Source organism: Actinomadura coerulea, assembly GCF_014208105.1.
Lineage (GTDB): Bacteria > Actinomycetota > Actinomycetes > Streptosporangiales > Streptosporangiaceae > Spirillospora > Spirillospora coerulea.
Genome location: NZ_JACHMQ010000001.1, coordinates 8,013,730 through 8,034,009, shown reverse-complemented (window position 1 = coordinate 8,034,009; position 20,280 = coordinate 8,013,730). Strand labels below are relative to the sequence as shown.

At 70.8% G+C, this 20,280-nt stretch carries 22 protein-coding genes; 5 read left to right on the top strand and 17 right to left on the bottom strand.

Annotated features, from left to right (window positions below; genetic code table 11):
- The first annotated feature begins 2 nt into the window (after window positions 1–2).
- The gene (locus BKA00_RS37375; protein ID WP_476692265.1) at window positions 3–428 is read left to right on the top strand and encodes a DoxX family protein; all 426 of its coding nucleotides are present in this window, start codon (window positions 3–5) and stop codon (window positions 426–428) included.
- 49 nt (window positions 429–477) lie between these two features.
- On the opposite strand, the gene fusA is transcribed toward BKA00_RS37375, so the two are convergent.
- Both fusA and BKA00_RS37365 read right to left on the bottom strand, forming a co-directional pair.
- Window positions 478–2,523, bottom strand: a complete 2,046-nt coding sequence (gene fusA / locus BKA00_RS37370) for an elongation factor G (RefSeq protein ID WP_185033195.1) — start codon at window positions 2,521–2,523, stop codon at window positions 478–480.
- Between the two features lie 126 nt (window positions 2,524–2,649).
- Window positions 2,650–3,711, bottom strand: a complete 1,062-nt coding sequence (locus BKA00_RS37365) for an FUSC family protein (RefSeq protein WP_185033193.1) — start codon at window positions 3,709–3,711, stop codon at window positions 2,650–2,652.
- A 196-nt stretch (window positions 3,712–3,907) separates the two neighbouring features.
- Between BKA00_RS37365 and BKA00_RS37360 the strand changes: the two genes are divergently transcribed.
- A complete protein-coding gene (locus tag BKA00_RS37360) occupies window positions 3,908–4,603 on the top strand; it encodes a TetR/AcrR family transcriptional regulator (RefSeq protein WP_185033190.1) in 696 nt (231 codons plus the stop codon).
- 15 nt (window positions 4,604–4,618) lie between these two features.
- Here the strand turns inward: BKA00_RS37360 and BKA00_RS37355 are convergent, their stop codons facing one another.
- The 6 genes from BKA00_RS37355 to BKA00_RS37330 all read right to left on the bottom strand — a co-directional run bounded on the left by BKA00_RS37355 (window position 4,619) and on the right by BKA00_RS37330 (window position 11,553).
- Window positions 4,619–5,425, bottom strand: coding sequence for a VOC family protein (locus tag BKA00_RS37355; RefSeq protein ID WP_185033188.1), 807 nt, complete (start codon window positions 5,423–5,425; stop codon window positions 4,619–4,621).
- Between the two features lie 188 nt (window positions 5,426–5,613).
- Window positions 5,614–6,171, bottom strand: a complete 558-nt coding sequence (locus BKA00_RS37350) for a hypothetical protein (protein ID WP_221493453.1) — start codon at window positions 6,169–6,171, stop codon at window positions 5,614–5,616.
- 31 nt (window positions 6,172–6,202) lie between these two features.
- Entirely contained in the window at window positions 6,203–7,456 is a 1,254-nt protein-coding gene (locus tag BKA00_RS37345; RefSeq protein ID WP_185033186.1) for an alpha/beta hydrolase, read from the bottom strand.
- A 146-nt stretch (window positions 7,457–7,602) separates the two neighbouring features.
- Complete coding sequence (locus BKA00_RS37340; protein WP_185033184.1) at window positions 7,603–9,150, bottom strand: FAD-binding oxidoreductase; 1,548 nt, start codon at window positions 9,148–9,150, stop codon at window positions 7,603–7,605.
- A 223-nt stretch (window positions 9,151–9,373) separates the two neighbouring features.
- The gene (locus BKA00_RS37335; RefSeq protein WP_185033182.1) at window positions 9,374–10,309 is read right to left on the bottom strand and encodes a DMT family transporter; all 936 of its coding nucleotides are present in this window, start codon (window positions 10,307–10,309) and stop codon (window positions 9,374–9,376) included.
- Window positions 10,310–10,614: 305 nt separating this feature from the next.
- A complete protein-coding gene (locus tag BKA00_RS37330) occupies window positions 10,615–11,553 on the bottom strand; it encodes a helix-turn-helix domain-containing protein (protein ID WP_185033180.1) in 939 nt (312 codons plus the stop codon).
- 127 nt (window positions 11,554–11,680) lie between these two features.
- Here BKA00_RS37330 and BKA00_RS37325 point away from each other — a divergent pair, with 127 nt between their 5' ends.
- Window positions 11,681–13,954 carry a PA domain-containing protein gene (locus BKA00_RS37325; protein WP_185033178.1) on the top strand — a complete coding sequence of 758 codons (2,274 nt, stop codon included), beginning with the start codon at window positions 11,681–11,683 and terminating at the stop codon, window positions 13,952–13,954.
- A gap of 102 nt (window positions 13,955–14,056) precedes the next feature.
- Here BKA00_RS37325 and BKA00_RS37320 read toward each other — a convergent pair whose 3' ends face one another.
- Window positions 14,057–14,548, bottom strand: coding sequence for a hypothetical protein (locus tag BKA00_RS37320; protein ID WP_185033176.1), 492 nt, complete (start codon window positions 14,546–14,548; stop codon window positions 14,057–14,059).
- 705 nt (window positions 14,549–15,253) lie between these two features.
- On the opposite strand from BKA00_RS37320, the gene BKA00_RS37315 reads away from it, so the two are divergent.
- Entirely contained in the window at window positions 15,254–15,934 is a 681-nt protein-coding gene (locus tag BKA00_RS37315; RefSeq protein WP_185033174.1) for a M14 family zinc carboxypeptidase, read from the top strand.
- Window positions 15,935–15,991: 57 nt separating this feature from the next.
- Here the strand turns inward: BKA00_RS37315 and BKA00_RS37310 are convergent, their stop codons facing one another.
- Together BKA00_RS37310 and BKA00_RS37305 are read right to left on the bottom strand one after the other, a co-directional pair.
- Window positions 15,992–16,189 (bottom strand): DUF397 domain-containing protein, encoded by a 198-nt coding sequence (locus BKA00_RS37310; protein ID WP_244993819.1) that lies wholly within the window; start codon window positions 16,187–16,189, stop codon window positions 15,992–15,994.
- Window positions 16,180–16,995, bottom strand: coding sequence for a helix-turn-helix domain-containing protein (locus BKA00_RS37305; protein ID WP_185033172.1), 816 nt, complete (start codon window positions 16,993–16,995; stop codon window positions 16,180–16,182). The genes BKA00_RS37310 and BKA00_RS37305 overlap by 10 nt, the downstream gene beginning before the upstream one ends.
- Window positions 16,996–17,106: 111 nt before the next feature.
- On the opposite strand from BKA00_RS37305, the gene BKA00_RS37300 reads away from it, so the two are divergent.
- Entirely contained in the window at window positions 17,107–17,517 is a 411-nt protein-coding gene (locus BKA00_RS37300) for a hypothetical protein (protein ID WP_185033170.1), read from the top strand.
- A 467-nt stretch (window positions 17,518–17,984) separates the two neighbouring features.
- Here BKA00_RS37300 and BKA00_RS37295 read toward each other — a convergent pair whose 3' ends face one another.
- The 6 genes from BKA00_RS37295 to BKA00_RS37270 form a co-directional block, all read right to left on the bottom strand.
- Window positions 17,985–18,158 (bottom strand): hypothetical protein, encoded by a 174-nt coding sequence (locus BKA00_RS37295; RefSeq protein WP_185033167.1) that lies wholly within the window; start codon window positions 18,156–18,158, stop codon window positions 17,985–17,987.
- Window positions 18,159–18,292: 134 nt separating this feature from the next.
- Window positions 18,293–18,613: a hypothetical protein gene (locus tag BKA00_RS37290; RefSeq protein WP_185033166.1), complete on the bottom strand. Its 321-nt coding sequence runs from the start codon at window positions 18,611–18,613 to the stop codon at window positions 18,293–18,295.
- 56 nt (window positions 18,614–18,669) lie between these two features.
- A complete protein-coding gene (locus tag BKA00_RS37285; RefSeq protein WP_185033164.1) occupies window positions 18,670–18,915 on the bottom strand; it encodes a hypothetical protein in 246 nt (81 codons plus the stop codon).
- Window positions 18,916–19,044: 129 nt separating this feature from the next.
- Complete coding sequence (locus BKA00_RS37280; protein WP_185033162.1) at window positions 19,045–19,416, bottom strand: hypothetical protein; 372 nt, start codon at window positions 19,414–19,416, stop codon at window positions 19,045–19,047.
- Window positions 19,413–19,925 carry a hypothetical protein gene (locus BKA00_RS37275; RefSeq protein WP_185033160.1) on the bottom strand — a complete coding sequence of 171 codons (513 nt, stop codon included), beginning with the start codon at window positions 19,923–19,925 and terminating at the stop codon, window positions 19,413–19,415. Before BKA00_RS37275 ends, BKA00_RS37280 begins: the two co-directional genes overlap by 4 nt.
- The gene (locus BKA00_RS37270) at window positions 19,922–20,278 is read right to left on the bottom strand and encodes a hypothetical protein (RefSeq protein ID WP_185033158.1); all 357 of its coding nucleotides are present in this window, start codon (window positions 20,276–20,278) and stop codon (window positions 19,922–19,924) included. The genes BKA00_RS37275 and BKA00_RS37270 overlap by 4 nt, the downstream gene beginning before the upstream one ends.
- Window positions 20,279–20,280: the final 2 nt, after the last annotated feature.

Sequence of the window (20,280 nt, the reverse complement as noted above, 5' to 3'; positions counted from 1 at the left end):
CGGTGGACCGACTGGGCGAACCGGTGCTCGGGCTGTTCCGCGCCGTCGTGGGCCTGCTGTTCCTGTGCCATGGGGCGGCGTCGCTGTTCGGGGTGCTCGGCGGCAACCGGGGCAGCGGCCACGCGGTCGCGCTCGCCGCCTGGCCGGGATGGTGGGCGGCGCTCATCCAGCTCGTCTGCGGCGCGCTGGTGCTGGCCGGGCTGTGCACGCGGCCCGCGGCCGTCCTGGCGTCGGGCTCGATGGCGTACGCGTACTTCACCGTCCACCAGCCGCACGCGCTGCTGCCGCTGCGCAACGGCGGCGAGAGCGCGGCGATGTTCTGCTGGGCGTTCCTGCTGATCGCGGTGCTCGGACCGGGCGCCTGGGCGCTGGACGCCCTCCTGGCGGGCCGCCGCCGCGAACCGGCGGCGGCACCGTCCAGGTCCTGAAACGGTCGCGCCAACGGGGGGCCCGGCGAGAGCCGGGCCCCCCTTCACGTCAGCCCGAGACGAGGGTCCGGGCGACCGCGGCCGGGACCTCCGCGTAGGAGGCGAACCGCATGGTGAACACCCCGCGGCCCGACGTCATGCCGCGCAGGTGCCCGACGTAGCCGAACATCTCCGACAGCGGCACGAGGGCGTGCACGATCCGGGCGCCGGCGCGCTCGCCGGTCCCCTCGATCCGGCCGCGGCGGCCGTTCAGGTCGCCGATCACCGCGCCCAGGTGCTCCTCGGGGGCGGTGACCTCGACGGTCATCACCGGTTCGAGCAGCACGGGCGACGCGCGCCGCACCGCCTCCCCGAACGCCAGCGAACCGGCGACCTTGAAGGCGAGCTCGGACGAGTCGACGGGGTGGAAGTCGCCGTCCAGCAGCGTGACCCGCACGCCCGTCATCTCGTACCCGGCGAGGACGCCGAAGCGCATCGCCTCCTGGCAGCCCGCGTCCACCGAGGGGATGAACTCCTTCGGGATCCGCCCGCCGGTCACCCGGTTGACGAACTCGTACCCGTCCTCGATGGGCTCGACGGCGATCTGCACCTTCGCGTACTGGCCCTTGCCTCCCGTCTGCTTGCGGTGGGTCAGGTCGACCCGGTCCACGGCCGTGCGGATCGTCTCGCGGTAGGCCACACGCGGCCGGCCAACGTTGGCCTCCACGTGGAACTCCTCCCGCATGCGGTCGATGAGGATCTCCAGATGGAGTTCCCCCATGCCGCCGATGACGGTCTGCCCCTCCTCGTCGTGGACCTGGAACGACGGGTCCTCCTCCGAGAGCCGCTGGATCGCGGCGCCCAGCTTCTCCCGGTCGGCCTTGGACCGCGGCTCGATCGCGACCTCGATGACCGGCGCGGGGAAGTCCATGGACTCCAGGACCACCGGGCGCGCCTCGTCGCAGAGCGTCTCGCCGGTGGTGGTCTGCTTGAGCCCCATCACCGCGACGATGTCGCCCGCGCCCGCCGACGCGATCTCCTCGCGCGCGTCGGCGTGCATGCGGTAGATCTTGCCGATCCGCTCCTTGCGCACCTTGACGCTGTTGAGCACGCTCGCGCCCGCCGCCAGCCGCCCGGTGTAGATCCGGACGAAGGTCAGCCGGCCCAGATGCCGGTCACTCACGATCTTGAACGCGAGCGCGGAGAGCGGGGTCCGCTCCAGGGCGTCCCGGGCCTCCGGCGGCGCGACGTCCAGCGGCGACGGCAGGTACCGCACCACCGCGTCCAGCAGGGGCTCGACGCCCTTGTTGCGGAACGCGCTGCCGCACAGCACCGGGGTGGCCGCGGAGGCGACCGTGAGCCGGCGGATCGCCGCGTGCAGCTGCTCCGGCGACGGCTCCGCACCGCCCACGTACAGCTCCATGACCTCCTCGTCGCGCTCGGCGACCGTCTCGACGAGCCTGCCGCGCCATCGGCGGACGTCCTCGGCCATGCCGGCCGGGACGTCCACGACGGCGTGCCGGTCGTCCGGCCAGACGTGCGCCCGCCCGGTGACGAGGTCGACGACGCCCGCGAAACCGGACTCGGCGCCGATCGGCAGCTGCGTGACCAGCGGGACGGCGCCGAGCCGCTCGCGGATCATGTCGACGCAGCGCTCGAAGTCGGCGCCGGCGCGGTCGAGCTTGTTGACGAAGCAGATGCGCGGCACGCCGTAGCGGTCGGCCTGGCGCCACACCGTCTCCGACTGCGGCTCGACGCCCGCGACGCCGTCGAACACGGCCACGGCGCCGTCGAGGACGCGCAGGCAGCGTTCGACCTCGATCGTGAAGTCGACGTGGCCCGGCGTGTCGATCAGGTTGATCGTGTGTTCGCCGCCGGGCGCGTCCCGGACCGTCCAGCGGCAGGTCGTCGCCGCCGAGGTGATGGTGATGCCCCGGTCGCGCTCCTGCTTGGTGTAGTCCAGCGCGGTGTTGCCGTCGTGCACCTCGCCGATCCGGTGCGACACACCGGTGTAGAAGAGGATCCGCTCGGCGGTCGTCGTCTTGCCGGCGTCGATGTGCGCCATGATCCCGATGTTGCGAACCTTGGTCAGAGCAAGGGCTGTGGTTGTTGTCATCGGGAATCCTCCTGGTTCTCTCTGATGACGACCGCCGCCGGACAAGATCGTGCCGTGCGGCAGCCCGACCGTAACGGTCGCGGGAGACGGGCGCGAAGGGTTTTCCGGCGCGGTGGACGGCGCGCGCTAGGGGCGGTGGTCGCGCAGGTCGTCGAGCAGCAGGCGGCTGAGCCGCAGCAGCTCCTTGCGCGGGTCCCACAGCCCGGGGGCGTCGGTCCGCGGGCCGAGGAAGGGCCGCTCCATCTCGCACTGCGTCTTCTCGGCCTCCGCCAGCGCCGCGCCGTCCGGCACGTCGGGCAGTTCCAGGACGAGGGCGCCGAGAGCGCGGAGGAGCTCCGCGTACTCCCGCCAGAACCCGTCTCCCGGCACCACCGCCTCGTCGGCGTCCGCGAGCCGGCGCAGCGTCGCCGCGATCGACCGGCTGTGGGCCGTCGCGTGGTCGAGCATCGTCATCAGCTCCGGCGCCGGCCACTGCCCGGGGACGTCCCGCCAGCGCAGCCGGTAGCCGCGCAGCTTCGCGCGCGGGTTGGCGCGCAGGCTCGCCTCGCCCTGCTCGACCGCGTACCGCGCCTGCTCCTGGACGCTCACCAGCCGGGACTCGCGCTCCTGCCACAGCGACCTCCACTCGGCCGGCTCGACGACGTCGTCGGCGAGCGTCCCGAGGGCGTCCGCGAGGGTCTCGCGCATCTCCCGGACCGCGTACTCGCCGCGCCGCAGGAACAGCGGCGGGAAGACGGCCGCGTTCACGGCGAGGCCGACCACGAGGCCGACGGCGACGTCGACCATGCGCGGCAGCGTGTAGCCGACGACCTCGCGCCCGCCCAGCAGCAGCGCGAACAGCGCCGTGAACGGGACCTGCGACGCCTGCTCGCCGAGCCGCCGCCATCCCGACGCCATCATGGCGAGGACGACGACGAGGGCGATGCCGGCGATGTTCGGGCCGACGAGCAGCCCGACGGGGATCGCGAGCGCCGCGCCGATCACGAATCCGCCCCCGTAGGCGAGGCTCTCCCGCACGGACCGCACGACGGTCGGGTACACCCCGAGCAGTGCGGCCAGGGGAGCGAAGTACGGCTGCGACTGGCCGAACACGTACTTCGCGACCAGCCATGCCGTGACCGCCGCGAGGACGGCCTTGAGCGTCAGCTTCGCGCGCTCGTCCCAGTACCGGCGTCCCGCAAAAGGCATCAGATGCCTTCGAATCATCCCAAAAACCACCGATTCGCGGTTCCCGCCATCCGCGCTCCGAATCATGGCCGGGACGCGCGGGAGGCCGCGGCGAGGCGGCGCCCGGCCGGTCCCGGCGAGCGAGACCACAGGGGGTGATGTGTGACACACGACCCGTTTGCGGGAAAATGCCGAACGGACGGACGGAGGGAGCCACGTGGCGGGCAGGCGCGCGACACCGACGGGCAGGTACGGCGGCCGGTCCGCCGACGAGCGGCGCGCCGAGCGGCGCCGCCGGTTCCTGGACGCCGGGCTGGAGATGTTCGGCCGCGGCCCCGGCTACCGCGGTACCACGATCGCCGCGCTCAGCGAGGCCGCCGGGCTGTCCACCCGCCAGTTCTACGAGGAGTTCAGGACGCTGGAGGACCTCCTCGCCGAGCTGCACCTGGAGGTCAACGACGCGGCCGAGCGGGACGTCCTGGCCGCGCTGCCGTCCGTCGCGGGCCTCGGGCTCGCCGAGCGCACGGCGCACCTGTTCCGCGCCTACGCCGCCAGCATCACCGCCGACCGGGCCCGCATCCGGATCGCGTTCGTCGAGATCATCGGCGTCAGCCCCCGGCTCGACCGCCAGCGCCTCACCCGCCGCGCCCGCTGGGTCGAGTTCATCTGCGGCGAGGCGGCCGCCGCCGCCGAGCGCGGCGAGATCACCGACCGCGACTACCGGATCGCCGCGACCGCCTTCATCGGCAGCATCAACGGCCTCCTGCACGACTGGACCGCCGGCTGGGTCGAGGCCACCCTCGACGAGGTCATCGACGAGCTCGTGCTGATGCTCCTCGGCCGCCTGCACTCCCAGGACGCCCCGCCCGCGCCCGGACGGGCCTCCCTCGGCACCGGCCCCCTCGGGCGCTGACGGGCCGCGGAGCCGTCAGGGGCGCCCGCGCTCGGCCAGGACGTCCGTCGTGGGGGTGACCAGGCCCAGCCGGGCCCCGGTCGGGTCGGTGACCACGCAGAACCGGCAGGGCTTGATGTCGGTCGGCGGGATGCGGACCCGGGCGCCGAGCTCGACGGCCAGGGCCGCGGACTCGTCGCAGTCGGAGACCCAGAAGAACGGCGTCCAGTGCGAGGGGTGGCCGGGCGGCCAGTGCTCGTCCATGGAGACCATGCCGGCCACCGCCCAGTCGCCGACCTTCCAGTGGGTGTAGACGGAGTCGTAGTAGTCCCGGTCGACGGCCCTCCAGCCGAAGACCTCGCCGTAGAAGCGGCGGGCGCGCTCGATGTCGCGGGCGGCCAGCTCCACCCAGACCATCGCGGACGGCTCGTCGACGACGCCCGCGCCCTTGAGGTCGTAGGGGTACCAGAGCGCGAAGTCGGCGCCTTCGGGATCGGAGCACAGGGCCATCCGCCCCAGGTTCGCGATGTCCGTGGGCTCCACCGTCTCCAGGCCGCCCGCGTCCCGCACGGCGGCGAGCGTGGCCGGGATGTCGTCGGTCCGGAAGTAGCACGTCCAGGAGGCCGTCTCCGAGTCGTCGGCGAGCGCCTGCATCCCGGCGACCTCCGGGCCCTTGACGCCGCCCAGCGTGAAGACCTCGTAGTCGCCGAGGTCGCCCACGGTCAGCGTGTAGGAGTACCAGCCGAACAGCCCGCGGTAGAACCGCCTGGACCCCTCCGGATCCGGGCTCGCGAGTTCGGCCCACGACGGATGGCCGGGGGCGAATGCGGTCACCTCGGGCATCGGATCACCTCCGGGATCGCCGCGCCTGGCGGCGCGCATGCCTCCAGGCTAGGAACGGGCGCGCAATCCCCGCCGACGCGAATCCCCAAGATCACCCCAATGTTCGCGTCTCCGTGCGGCGGGCGGCGGGGGCCCTGGACGTCGCCGAGGGTGAAGATCATGGTGGCGGACCGCCGGGCTGGACCGTTTCAGACGCTCTCGACGGTCTGGAGGAGCCCCCAGACGAAGTGCGCGACGAGGGCGGTGCCGTCCGGGCCCGCGAGGGTCGCGTGCCACCGGCTCGGGACCTCGCCGTCCTGGTGCGCGACCGCGCCGAAGCGCGCGTCCACGTCCCCGACGACGCAGGACCAGGGGACGAGGTCGTCCGCGGTCTCCAGCCGCGGCACGGGCACCCCGTCGTCCCGGACGAGCCACTCCTGCATGACGGTGCCGTCCGGGCCCATCATGGTCTCGAAGCGCAGGCCGGGCCACAGGGGGAAGGGCGGCCACCACGCCACCTCGCAGGCGACGTCGCCGACCGGGTGCTCCCGCACCCCGGCGGGCGGGCCGAGGACGGCCTCGTAGCGGCGGCGGCCGCGCGGGAACGTCCGGGACCGCAGGATGCGCTGCCACCGGGCGTTGACCTCGCGCGTCTCCGTGCGGGACGCGCCGAGCGACCGGAGCGCGTCCTCGACGAGGCCCGGCTGGTAGTCGGCCATGCGCCGCAGCAGCACGAGCTGGAACTCCCGCCGGGCGAACCCCTTCACCGCGCCGCTCCCCGGGCCGCCGGGCGGGCGGTCAGGACTTGCGGGCGCCGATGGACTTGGCGATGGTCGGCCAGCTGCGGGCCAGCTCGATGCGCCAGTACTTCCAGTTGTGCATGCCGGGACCGTACAGGTGGGAGGTGACCGGCACGCCCGCCTTCTTCGCGGCGGCGACGAAGTTGTCGTTCATCGTGCCGGCCAGCTGCTCGCCGATGCGTCCCGCGTCGTGGGGCGGGGTGTCGGCCTTGTCGTAGGGGCCGGGCTGCCCGTTGCCGGACGAGACGTAGACGCCGACGCCCTTGAGCTTGGACACCATGACGGTCGCGTCGTGCGCCCGCCAGTTCGCCCGCGCGGTGATCGGGTCGCCCCAGATGGCGGTGCCCGCGTCGCGGTTCATGGACGTCAGGATGACCGGCATGCCGGGCGCGGTGATGTTGAGGGCGCCGCTGTAGGAGGCGGCGTACTTGAACATGCGGTGGCGCTCGGCGTAGGTGATGGCGCCCTGCCCGCCGGACGACAGGCCGATCGCGGCGCGCACCGCCCCGGCGTGGAAGTTGCGCTCCATCAGCGGGATGACCTCGCCGATGTGGAAGGTCTCCCACTCGGGGATGCCGCCCTTGCCGCCGTTGTACCAGTTGGTGTAGGACCCGTTCCAGCCGCCCTCGGGCATCACGACCATCGCGTCGTAGGGACCGATGACCTGCTCGATGTTGGAGTCCTTGGTCCAGGACTGGTAGTTGTTGTTGCCGCCGTGGTAGGCGTAAACGACCGGCCACGACCTGGTGGCGCCGGCCTTCCACCCCTTGGGGACCATGACGCGGGTCTTCACGGCGGCGCCCAGCGCCGGCGAGGCGATCGTGACGTCGAAGATCCGCGAACTGATCTTTCTGACGCCCGTGATGGCGGCCCCGTCGGGGGCCTTGGCGTACCTGCCCGGCGCGGCGCCGGACGGCATCTGCGGCTTCTTGCCGCGGTTGCCGGCGTTGCTGTCGGGGTCCGACGGGCTCGGCGACCCTCCGCCGGTGCGGAACGGGTTGCTGTTCAACGGGACGCTGGGCAGCTTCGCCGCACCGGGCGACTTCGTCGGGGAGGCGGACGCGCCGCCCGGCACCGAGGGCTGCGTCGCGGGACCGAACGAGGGGATCGGCTTGGAGTTCCCGCTGGCCTCCGACCGGCCCTTCGGGACTCCCACGCCGGCCTGCGCGAGGCCGACCATGACGGCGGGCAGCAGCACGGCCGCCGCCGCGGTGCCCGCGATGGCGATCTTCCTGTCGGTACGCTTCTTCATGACTCCCCAGCCGCTCGGGCCACGCCCGGCCCGACGCTCCGCTCGCCCGACGAAACTACTGTCCCCGCCGTCACAGCCGCAAGTATTAACAGCGGATGCAATAAAGGCGAGATGATCCGTGACGCTGCGCCACGGGCCCCTCGCCGCTACTCAGACCCCCCGGGGCGCACGGACTGGGCGTGCCGGAACACGTTTCCCGGATCCCAGTGGCGTTTGACCTCCTGGAGTTTCGCGTAGGCGTCCTTGTAGTACAGGGTCTCCCACGTCTGCGACGACTCGTTCCAGCGTCCGTCGTTCAGATCCGCGTCGGGATATCCGATGTAGCAGCCGTCCGTGGTCTCGCCGTCGGCGACGGGGACGCCCCCGGTCGCGGCGAAGGTCGCCTTGTAGATGTCCCGGATCCACGCGATGTGCGTGTCCTCGTAGGCGTCATTTTGCGTCCAGTACACCTGGTATTGCAGTTTCATAATGGAATCGCGCTGCCGGGCCGCCGTCTTGTGCAGCGGCCTGTTGATGGCACTGCCGTACGAGTCGACCTGGATGAGCGCCTGTTTGTTCACGTAGTCGGTGTACTTCTCCTTGCCGAGATAGGCCCACATCGCGTCGATCTGCTGACTGGTGAACGGTTTGCGCAGGTAGGCCGACTTGTACTTCCCGCAGCGGTTCTCGCCGCTGGCGTTCAGCGCCTGCGTGGCGGTCAGCCACGGCATCACGCGCGGGATCTCCAGGTGCACGAAGTGCTCCCCCATCATCGTGCGCATCGGTCTCGCCGCCGGGCCGATCCGCCCGTCGAGGGCCACGACGAAGTCGGTCATCGCCCTCGCCCCGTCGGGGTCGTCGACGTCCACCTGGGCCAGCAGCCCGATCTGGCCGTTGCTGACGTGGTTGAGCTTCAGCATCGCGAAGAGCTTCCCCGCCGCCGTGGACGGGTCCTGGTGGTCGCGGAAGTACTCCCCGAACGCCTCCAGCAGCGCGGCGAACTCGGCCTTGGTGAAGTCCTTCCAGTCCCACGCGAGCGCCGTCAGCAGCACCTGCCTCGGCGGTTGCGGCAGCCCGCGGAACCAGAACCGCGTGACCACGCCGAAGTTCCCGCCGCCTCCCCCTGTGTGGGCCCACAGCAGGTCGCGGAGCCACCGGTCGCCGTCGTCGCGCCGGGCCACGACCAGCTCGACGTTCCGGTGCTCGTCCACCACCGCCGCCTCCACGGCGTAGAGGTAGTCGACGGTGAGGCCGTGCTGCCGCGACAGCAGCCCGAACCCGCCCGCCGGGATGTGCCCGCCGAGCCCCACCGAGTAGCACGACCCGCCGGGCAGCGCCTTGCCGCTGATCGGGTACAGGTGGCTGTAGACGTGCCAGTTCGTCGCCCCGGCCTCCACGCAGTACGCCTGCATCCCGGGGTCGTAGGACACGCCGCACATCGGGCTCACGTCCAGGATGACCCGCACGTCGGGCCCGCAGACGAAGTCCTCGTAGCAGTGCCCTCCCGCCTTCACCGTGATCCGCGTCCGCCGCGGGTCGGCCGGCCGCTCCCGCACCGCCTCGGCCAGCGCCGCCCGCGCCTCCTGCGGCGACCGCACCAGCCGCACGTACTCCGGCTCCCCGATCCACCGCTGGTTGAAGCCGCGGCTGAGCGCCGGATACCGCTTGTCACCGGGCCGGACGATCGTGCTGGGCAGGGTCGGGGTCTCGCTCATCGGGGCATCGCCTCCGCGCACCTCGGATATCGGATGCGAGGACACCTTCCCCACCATGTCACCAAGTAGTCGATCAGTAACGAACAGTTAGCATCTTGGTCAGGTTTTCGCGCGTTGGACCCCACCCACCCACAACAAGGTGCAACGGCGGAAAGGGTGGCCCTCTCCGCCGTTGCGGGTCGGCGGCGGCGTCGGCCGCCGCCGGGTTGGGTCAGCGGCGGCGTCAGGCGCCGCTGGGTTGCGTCCCGACGCGGACCGCGTCCGTGGCGGGCTCCTTCAGCAAGGAGACCCCGAAGGCGGTCACGCTGATCAGGATGATGCCGGCCCACTCCGGGAAGAGAGCGAGCCGCTGGTCGGAATCGATCCAGCCGAGCGCGGCTCCGGCCAGCCCCACCAGGGCGTGGACGGGCGACGAGAACGACTGCATGATCCCCACGTCATGCCTTGAGCAGCGGCGCAGGGCGGCGTTGGTGAACCAGACCGGCAGCATCAGGGTGAGCAGACCCGCCGGACCGGCCGCGAGCAGCAGGTCCCCGGACATCCACCCGCTTCCCTGCAGCTTGAACACCACCACGAAGAGCGGAAGTGCCGCGATCAGGTTGGCGAGGGCGGCGCCCTGGTACTCCAGTCCGTGCTTCTTCATCTGCCCCAGCACGGTGAGCGTGTTGTAGACACAGCCCGCGCTGATCAGAGCGCACACCATCCCCATCGACTCACCCGGCGAGGGCCGGTTCAGCATGACGACCCCGCCCAGCACGAGCAGGCGCCCGCACAGGTGCTGGAGTCCATATGCGGTGGCCCTCAGGTTCCAGATCGTCCTGAGGCCCACCGAGAGGTAGCCGATCACCACGACGGCGGCGACCGTGCCCACCGTCAGGTGCTCCACGGCGTACGGATAGGTGTACGCCACGGTCGCGTTCCCGGCGGCGAGGAGGATGATCCACCCCCACATGACGAGGGAGTACCGCCTGAAGGGGTTGAGCCCCGCCAGGAACATCGCCAGGCAGAGGGCGAGACCGCCGGCCGCCTGCATCGGTGCCGCCACTTCCAGCGCCTTGTGGCCGGTGGTGATGCCGTAGCCGATGGCCGACGACACCATGCTGACCAAAATGAACTTTCCGCCGGAGAACCACCGGCGGAGGTCGGGTACGAAGGACATGTTCGTGGTCCTCTAGGTTGTGAGAGGCCGAGCGCTCCGCGAGCGACAAGCCACCGGTTCCGCGAACCGGTGGCCGGAGCTCTCTGGGAGCGTTCGACCACCGGCTTCGGAAACCGGCATGAGGGACCGTGCGGGATGGCGCGGATTTATCAACTAGACCGGTCGATAAAGCAGGAAAAGTCGGGCGGCGAACCGGTCCTGGCCTCACAACGGGCGACCCACGTCACACCCAGGATGCGGGGGCGGATGCGGATCGTCAGCCAGACTCCGAAGCGCTCCCCCGCACGACTCCGGCTCGGGGCGTGTCAGCGGTCCAGGTGGTGGGTGGAGAGGGCGCCGGCCTGGAAGCGGGTGCGGGCGCCGAGGCGGTCGCAGAGGTCGCGGACGCGGCGCTGGACGGTCCGGGTGCTGATGGAGAGGCGGCGCGCGATGGCGTCGTCGGTGAGGCCCGCGGCGAGGAGGGCGAGGACGGCGTCGTCCGGGGCGTCCTCGCCGGGCAGCGGGACGGCGGAGCGCCACAGGGCCTCGAAGAGGGAGACCAGCGCGTCCAGCAGGGCGGACGGGTGGACGATCAGGGAGCTGTCGACCGAGCTGGCGTGCTGGGAGGTGAGCGGCAGCATCGCGGTGCGGCGGTCGGCGACGGCGAGCTTGATGGGAACGGCGCCGAGGCGGGCCTGCTCGCCGGACGCGACGGCGCGGCGGACGTACTCCAGGGCGTGCGGCTCGTCGAGCGCCTCGGGGCCGTAGATGCCGCGCACCGCGATGCCGCGGCGCATGGTGCGCTCCTGCTCGTCGCTCGACACGGCGGCGTCGGTCGCGAACGGCGGCTGGACCAGGACGAGCAGCTCCTCGCGGGCGCCGTCCAGGAGTTGCAGGTAGCGGCGGGACACGGCCGTCCGGCCGCTGACGACCTCGACGAGCTCCTCCGGGTGCGGGGCGGCCTCGGCCAGGAGCGGGCCGATGGCGGCGCGGCTGCGGGCGATCTCCTCCTGGCGGCTGGCGACGAGGGCCTCCACCGCGACGTGCGGCGGGGTGGCGAGGAGGCGCAGCGGCCGTCCGGCCAGGCGGGTCACGAGCCCGAGGTCCTCGAGGCGCGGCAGGAGGCGGCGCAGGGCCGCGACGGACGCGCCGTGGCGCGCGGCGAGGTCGGCGAGGGTGGACGGCCCCTCCCGCAGAAGGGCGCGGTACGCCCCCTCCTCGGCGGCGGTCACCCCGAGCCCCTCCAGGAGCGGCGAATCGGACACGTCCTAAATGTACGGGCTTCCGGTCCGTTTGACGGGTTCCCGCCATGGCGGAAGCCGCCAGCGCCTTCCCTGGATCGGCCGCGGCGGCCGGTCCGACAATCAAGATCCACTTAAGGGAGGGATGCCCATGTGGTCGAGAACCGCGGCGGCCCTGGGGCTCGGCGCGCTGGCGTTCGCGGCGCCCGCGGCGGCTGCCCCCGGACCCGCGTCCGCACTGCGGGCGGAGGCCGGAGCCTACGACGTCACGCTGCCCACCGGCGACACGGTGCATGTCGGGAGCGGGGGCACGAGGGTGACGCCCGCGGCGGGGCGCGCTCCCGCGTTCTCCGTCCGGAACAGCGGGGGCGACCTCTACGTCGTCCCGGGCGACCGGCTCGCCGACGACCCGGAGCGGTACAACGTGACGGCGCTGCACGAGCGGCGGCGGCCCGCGGCGCCGGAGCCGAAGGCGTCCGGCGAGCTGGTCACGGTGCGGGTGAGGAGCATCGCGCGGGACGGGCGGCCCGGCCTCGGCACGGCCGGCTTCCTGAACGTGAAGGACGCGTCGATCGGCAACGCGCACCGCCCGCTGCCAGGTGATCCGGAGGAGCCCTGCACCGACGAGCGCTGGAACGGCTCGAACTGCGTGCGGCTGGTGCCGGGGACGTACTCCGTCATGGGCGTCGTGGCGACGATGCCGTCATGGGCGCCGAGCACCGGCCCCGGCAAGCCGCTCAACTACAGCCTCGTCGGCCGACCGGAGATCGAGATCACCGGGGACACCGAGATCGTCCTCGACGCGCGCAAGGCCGAGGAGGTGACGGTCCGGACGCCCGAGCACGCCACCGCGCCCGGCCTGGGGGCGATCAGCCACCTGATGTGGACGCGGGGGCCGGCGAACGGGCCGGCCGTGGACGAGGGCGTCTACCTGGGCGAGGGCGCGACGCTGGAGCAGCGGGTGTTCCTCCAGCCGACCGGACGGGTCCGCACCGGGACGTTCGAGGCCTACACCCGGTGGCGGCTGGAGGCGCCCGCGATCACGATGCGGGCGGGGAGCCGGTCGCTGCGTCCCGAGTACTATCCGGCGGCCTACTTCAGCGACACCTCGGACCAGTTCCCCCGTCTCGACGGCAGCGCGCGCATGCCGGTCGCGGACGGGGACCGGCCCGGCGCCGACCTGCGCGGGCGGCTCGCCCTGGTCCGGCGGAAGGACGGCGTGCCCGTCGCCGAGCAGGTCGAGACGGCCGCCAGGGCGGGGGCGCGCATGGTCGCCGTCTACAACGACGCTCCGGGCGTGAACGACGACCCGGGCGAGTACGGGAAGCCGCTGAAGGTGCCCACCGTCCGTCTGTCCCATGAGGAAGGACGGGCTCTTCTGCGGGAGCGGGCGACGGTCGCGGCCAAGGGCACCGTGGACAGTCCCTACCAGTACGACCTCGTGTTCCCGGAGAAGGGGCGGATCTCCGAGAACCTGGACTACGTCGCGCGCACGAGGGATCTGGCGCGGATCGACAGCGCCTACCACGGCGGTGGCGCCATGACCGCCGCGCGCTACAGCAAGCGCCCCTGGGAGGACTTCGCCCTCGCCTACAGCCGCCCGGTCACCGGCACCCCGCGAACGCGCGCTGAATACGTTTCGGCCGATCCGGAAACAGAGTGGTCCGCGATGGCGGTCACGCCGGAGCAGCCCTACAACAACGCCTTCCCCGGCCCGGAGACGCCGCACTTCGTGCTCGTCGAGACGAAATCCAGAGCATACGGGGCAGGCGAGCACGACACGCACAGTTGGGGCGAGGGACCACTCACCGGCGGCATCAACGCGCAGTCACCGATCGTCCGCGCCGGTGACCAGATCCGCCTGCGCGTCGGCATGGCGGACGCCGCGCAGAATTTCTCCGACGCCTATTCCAGCCTCTTCCCGAATGGTTTCGTCACCGACTTCCGCGTCTACCGGGACGACGAACTCGTCGCGCAGACCGCCTACAGGCCGAGCGGGGTGCTGACGACGACACCGGGCGACGCCGGATACCGCGTGGAGTACGACTTCGCCAACAACACCCCGGGGACCCGGCTCTCCACGCGGGCCAGGACGTCTTGGACGTTCCGCTCCGCGCACACGGCCGACGACACCGTCCTTCCACTGCTCCAGATCGGTTACGACGCGGCGCTCGACCCGCACAACCGGACCCGCTCGAAGACGCTGCGGCTGACGGTCCGCCACCAGGACGGCTCGTCCGTGCGCCTGCGCGGCCTGTCCCTCCAGACCTCGTTGGACGACGGCAGGACCTGGACGGACGTCGCGGTGCGGGACGGCGTCGCCCGCCTCCGGGGGAAGGGGGCGGTGTCCCTGCGGGTCACCGCCGGGGACGACCGGGGCAACGCGATCACGCAGGAGACCGTCCGCGCCTACGAACTGCGCTGACGGCCGGTGCGGCCCAGCGCCGTGACCCCGGCGGTGGGCCGGGGTCACGGTGCGGGGGCGGGTTCGGTTGACGTCGGGACCGGACTCCGTCCCCGCCGGGGATCAGGGCTGCTTGTAGTCGTACTTGGCCGTGATCTTGGCCGAGGACGGGCAGATGAAGCTGCCGCTCAGCTTGGGGACGACCTGGTTGGTGAAGGTGGCGGTGAACGGGAAGTTCGTGGCCGAGGCGGTGCCGGTCAGGGTCCCGCCGTAGACGCAGCCGATCGCGCTCATCTGGAAGTTGTTGATCTTGACGGTGGTGCCGCTGAAGCTGCTGCCGGTCCAGGGCAGGGCCCCGGGGGTGACGGTGACACCGCAGCCGCCGGCGGTGGCGGAGGTGTAGGTCGCGTTGACGCCGCCCGACAGGACCGTGCCCTTCAGCACGGAGCTGGTGCAGCTGGCCGGGATTCCCGCGTCGATCACCATGGTGCCATTGAGGGTGGCGGTGAACGACCCGGTGTTGACCGCCATCGCGGGGGAGGCCGTCAGGGCGACGGTGCCGGTGGCCGCGACCGCGGCCGCGGCGATCGCTGCGATCTTCGTGGTGCGAGACAAGGGGGGGTCCTCATTTCGAACGGTGGGCGTCGCGCCTGCACCCGAAGGGTGGGGTGGGAGGTCCGCTGAGCCATGTGCGACTCCGCCCATGGCCGGTGGGGGAAGTCGCCGTGTTTCAGGGACCGGGGCCGGGAACCGCCCTGTCCCCTTCGACATGGGTTCCGACCGGAGTAGAACGCGTTCTAACTCAGACCATAGACAAAGGTCATAGAGTGGTCAATACCCGAACGCGACTCTTCGGTTATCTCGGGATGACACCGATCATAAAGCGTCGTTTCGAACGTCCGTAAGTCGCTATCCATGCAGGATACAGACATATATCAGCGGCCGACGAGCTCGTTCCGCCCCATCAGTCACGCCCTCTTCCGCAACGGCGGCCAACGCCGGGGCAAAACTTGCGAGAACCGGTTACACAGTGCGGTCGAGGCGCCGCGGTTGCGAGGAACGTTCAGTCGGCTGTGAAATTTCACATCCACTCTGATCGGCACTGGAAACACGCTTCGGACGCCGCGGCCCGGCATCTCTGATCTGGCGATTCTCCGCGTGTACGGATTTCCGGGAACATCGGAAAGTCCCAACACCGGCCATTGTCAGGCGGGCCGTTCCGGTTCATGGTGACGGGGATCGCGAGCGTCCGTGAGCGTCCGCAGGAGACCCCGCCGCGCGACGAGCGGGCGCGTAGAGCCGAACGGCAGGTACCCCGTCATGAGAAGCTCCCGCCGATTGCGTTCCCTGCTCGCCGTCCCGGCGGCGCTGGCGCTGGCCCTCACCGGGCTCGCGGCGCCGTCCGCCGCCTCGGCGCCCGGCCCCGAGACCGCCGGACAGTACGTCGTCACCGGTCCCCGGACCGGCCAGCAGCGCAGCCAGGTCGCCCGGACCGGAGCGGCGGTCAACGCCGTCCGGGCCGACGGGCTGGAGGTCAGCGCCCTCCCGTCGGAGGTCGGGGCCATCCGGCGGCTCGGCTTCACCGTGAGGCCGGCCCCCGCGCAGGCCGCGGACCCGACCGCGGCCCCCAGCACCGCGGCGACGTCGTACCACACGTTCGCCGAGATGCGGCAGGAGGTCGACTCCGTCGTCGCCGCCCACCCGCAGATCGCCCGCCAGTTCGTCGTCGGCAGGTCCTACCAGGGCCGCGACATCGTCGGCGTGAAGATCAGCGACAACGTGGCGGCCGACGAGAACGAGCCCGAGGTGCTGGTCATCGCCAACATCCACGCGCGCGAGCGGCTCACCGCCGAGCAGGCGCTCGACTACATCGGGCAGCTCACCGCGGGCTACGGGTCCAACAGCCGGATCACGAACCTGGTGAACACGCGCGAGATCTACGTCATGCCGATGGTCAACCCCGACGGCCAGGTTGGCGTAACAGGTAACTACCTGCCCTGACATGCGAGAACCCCGCCTAGGACGGTGTGTCCTGGACGGGGTCCGTTGCGTCGAGCGTCAGGGCATGTCGAGTTCGCCGCGCTTGACCGTGTCGAGCAGGTCACGGAAGGCCGCGGAGGGGATGGCGATCTTGGGCCCCTGCGGGTCCGTAGAGTCCCGTAGACCGATGTTGTACGGGAGCGCTGCAACCTCCACACAACTCGTGTTGTCGGACGTAGCGCTCTTACTGGACTTGCGCCACACGGTCATCGGCATGTCTCCATAGCGTGGTGGATCACCGCGCGCGATGATCCGGCGGGGGTGGCGATGTTGCCTATCCGGTCGTACCTTACTTCGAAGTCCTGGACGTCTGCGGGATCAGTCACTAGTCCGCCTCCGTGGGGTGCCTCCGCGTACGCGAGGTCGCGAGCGTCCACCGTCAGCAGTTCCAGCATCCCGTCATACCCGACGTGCACGCCGGCGCTTTTCTCCAGGACACGGACGCTGACGTGCGGAAGCTCCGCGAGTTCCAGCAGACGTGCCAACTGTCCGCGCATCACGTCCGCTGATCCTACGGGCTGTTCCAGGACAGCCCAATTGAGTATCACGCTGACTTCGGGTGGCCGCTCGCGGTCGAACACTGCGGCCTGCCGCGAAAGTCTCCCTTGAACCGCTTCGTCCGGATCACGGACGAGTCCCACGGAGAGCACCGCACGCGCGTAGTCGGGTGTCTGGAGAAGTCCGGGGACTAGGCCGATCTCCCACAGCCGGACGCGTGTTGCACGCGCTTCCTGCTCCGCGAGGTCGCCTAGCCTCCACTCGTCGTCTTTGCGTTCCTTCGCGAACCGCACTAGCCGCGTGAACAGGCGATCTAGTCCCCATTCGCGGTCGATGATCTCCGCGTGGTCGAGTTGCATGGGGATTCGGCCGGACTCGATGCGTGAAACGATTGAACGATCCCGCCCGATCAGCCGGGCGAGGGACGCGCCGCTGACTCCCCGCGCGCGGCGCTGTCTGCGCAGCTCAACGGCTATGAAGTCCCACATGGACCGGTCGGGGTCTAACGACTCTTGGCCTGCCATCCGTCACGCTCCTTATGTTGCATTCGGTTCATGAACGTAGCGACAGTACATCGCGGCGGCGCAAGATGTGACCGGCAACACAAACCTCTGTCCCGCGAGGTGATGTCAGGCATGGGACTCCACAGCCATCCGGTGATCGCACCCGCACATCCGCCGCGAGGCGTGCCGCGCGCCACCCTCCAGGCAACGCCGGTCGCGGAGCGGTCGCCGGCCGCACTGCTCCGGGTCCTGGAGGCTGTCCACTCCGAACGCCTTACCGCGCTCCGCGCCCTGGTCGCCGTGTTCGCGGACTTCCCGGAGTACTCCGCCGCGCTCATCCCTGTAGGCGGGTACCCGGCGTTGAGCGTCGCCCGGATCAGCGTTGGGGTGTCCCGCCTGATCGGGGTCGCCTACTCCGGCTCGCGCGGCGAATGGTGGTACGCGGGGGTTCGAAGGGACGGAGGCGACGCGTTTTGGTTGGCGTCTGTGCGGGAGCCGCGACGTGCGGCTCACGAGATCATCGCGGAACTCGAAGGAAGGTAGGCAGGTGGCACATGGTCAAGACATCACCGCGCGTCCGGAAGCCCTGGTGTCCGTTGCAATGGCTACTTGGGAGGAAGCGTGGTGTGAGTTGGGTCTCCCGCAGCGGATCGGGTGGATTCTCTTCGCGGTAGTGGACGAAGAGACGCGGAAGCTTGTGCTGTGGCACCCCGCCCGCCCCGTCAAAGCCGCGCTGACGGAGGCATGGCAGGCCGCACAGCCGATCATGCGGGACCACATGCGCAAGTACGGATACCTAGACGACCAGATCAACCGCGCTACGGCCAAAGCGTCCCAACACCTCAGTGTGTTGGTCGCCGAATGGGACTCGCCACCGCAGCCGGAGCCGCAGCCGCGTCGGTCGCTGCCCTGCCCCTAGTCGCGCGCCTCGCCCGTGGGCGAAGCGTGCTGCCCCCGCCGGTTACGGAACCCCCGACCGGCGGGGGTTTCCATTTGGACGCGCTTCGCACTCACCGCTCCCGCTTCCATCCCTTCGCGGTCAGCACACCAACGAAGTCGCGGTGCGCGCCGGCCGCGGTGCGCCGGTCCGGGAACCCCTTGTACAGCGGGACCGGGTCGCCGGCTTCGTCGTCGTCCACCAGGACCGACCAGGAACCGCGCCGGCCGCGCAAGATGACCTCCACGCGGCGACCGGAGAGGGTGAGAGCGGTTCGCATTGTGGCCTCCAGTGGCGCGTTAGTCCGTGTGCAGTACACGCTACCTCCCGTGTACTGTCCACGCAACCCCCGAGCGCAAAGAACCCCCGGAGGGTCCTGTGTCATGCCGCGCGGAAGTCGCGGATCATCGCCCAGCTACGCGCGGACAGGTGTGCCGCTCCACGCTCGCAGCCGGCACCCGCGCGGCACACCGCGTCATGGAACACCTTCGCCGCGGCATCTTCCGTGTCTGTCTTGCGGAACGCGCGGGCAGGTCCCGCGAAGACGCTCGCGCGTGCGTGCTCGCCGCGGAGCCGTGCGCAGCGTGCACGGGTTTCGTCGTGCAGCTCTTCCGGCACGTACGCCGGGTCGAACCAGCAAATGTCGACGCTCCGACACAGCATGTCGTGCAGCGCCTCGCGGATGTACTTAGCGGACTTCACGGAGGTACTCCCAACGATCAGCAAGGGCCCCGAGGTGTTCGGGGCCCACGGACGGACTAGCGGAGTGCGAGCAGCGGGCAAGGCGGGCAGAACGCGGCCACCGCGTTGCCGTTGGCGGAGTACACCTCCGCGAACGGCAGGGACTCACCAGGGGTGAGTTCGTAGGTCCCGAGGACCACGACGCGGAAACCGTGGCGGATGACGTCCGTCACCGTGACGTCCGCCATGCCAGGGCCCTCCCCGCAGAGGGTCATGCCGGCGACGATGTTGCGAGCGGTGATGTCGAAGATGTTGACCTGCATGGGGACCCTCCGGGGTTAGTAGGCGGGTCCGTCCCGCTCCGTGTGCTGTACACGCTATCTCCCGTGTACTGTCCACGCAACCCCTAAACGCAAAAGGGCCCCAGGACCGGAGTCCCAGGGCCCTACCTGCTAGGCGAACAGCGCCACGACCAGCGCAGCGAGCGCGACCAGGAACGCGCCGAACGTCACGGCGAGCAGGCAGCCAGCGAACGCGTTCGCCTCCACCTCCCCGCGCACGGGCGGCTCGTCGTCCTCCGTCGCGTCCTGGTCGTACACGTCGTCGTCCGCGAGCATCCCCGCGAGCTTCCCGAGGTTCGCGGTGTCCGCGTACGTCAAGTACACGGTGCCGGCGTACTGCTGGTCCGTGCTTACGAAGTTGACCGCGATGTGTTCGCCGTCGTCGCACAGCGTCAGCGCCGCGCGGTCGACCTCCGGGAGATTGCGGTCAAGATCGCACATGAACGTGTACGACTCCGCAGGGTTCTCGTCCATCGCGATCATCGGTCCTCCGTCGTCATGCGAATGATCGGGTTGTTCTCCAGCCGCGCGAGTCGCTCACGTGCGTCGGTCAGCTCCGCGCGGAGCGTGGCCGCGGGAGAGCCGGCCGGCTCCGCGAGTCGCGTGCGGAACGTCTCCAGCAGCGTCGGCGGTTCGTCGTCCTCCGGCTCCACCCGCGGACGGTCCGCGCGTACCCATGTGATGCGCGGCCCGTTCCTCGCCTCCACCGCGGCGCACACGATCGCGGCGCACGTGTCGCAGAGGAACACCGGACGTCCGCCGTTCCACTTCACGCGCCGCTGTTCGATCGTGTGGTCGTGGTACTGCCGGACACCCTTGAGAGGGCATGGAGGCAAGCACTCCTCGCGCCCGCACATCGCGCACGTCTCGTCCGCGGGCAGCATGTGCGCCACTTCGTTCGCGCGGATGCGGGTCCACGGGTCCGGGTTGAGCCAGTTGGCTGCGTTCAGCGTCGCCACCACGGCGGCCTTGACGGTGTCGAAGTCGCTCACCTACCCCGCCCTTCCGTGAGCCGCGGGAAGCGCGCGTTGAACGCGTCGACCACGCGCCGCGCATCGTCCTGCGTCCAGTGGTGGACTTCGTCCACGATCACCGCGGCCGGCTGGAGGCTGTAGTAACGGCGCGGCAGCCGGTAGTAGTCCCGATCCGCCATCGCGCGCCAACGGCGAAGGTGCATGTGCCGCGTGATGCGTCGCCGCTCGTCAATGTCGCTGCCCGCGTGGCTCCGCCACAGCCGCGTGACGCGGTCGGAGGGTGTGTCCGGCACGGGGGTCAGCGTCAGCCACCCGTTCCGGTCCACGCCCTCCACGTACACGCGCCCGTTGTACGTGCGGTAGTTCGGCACGG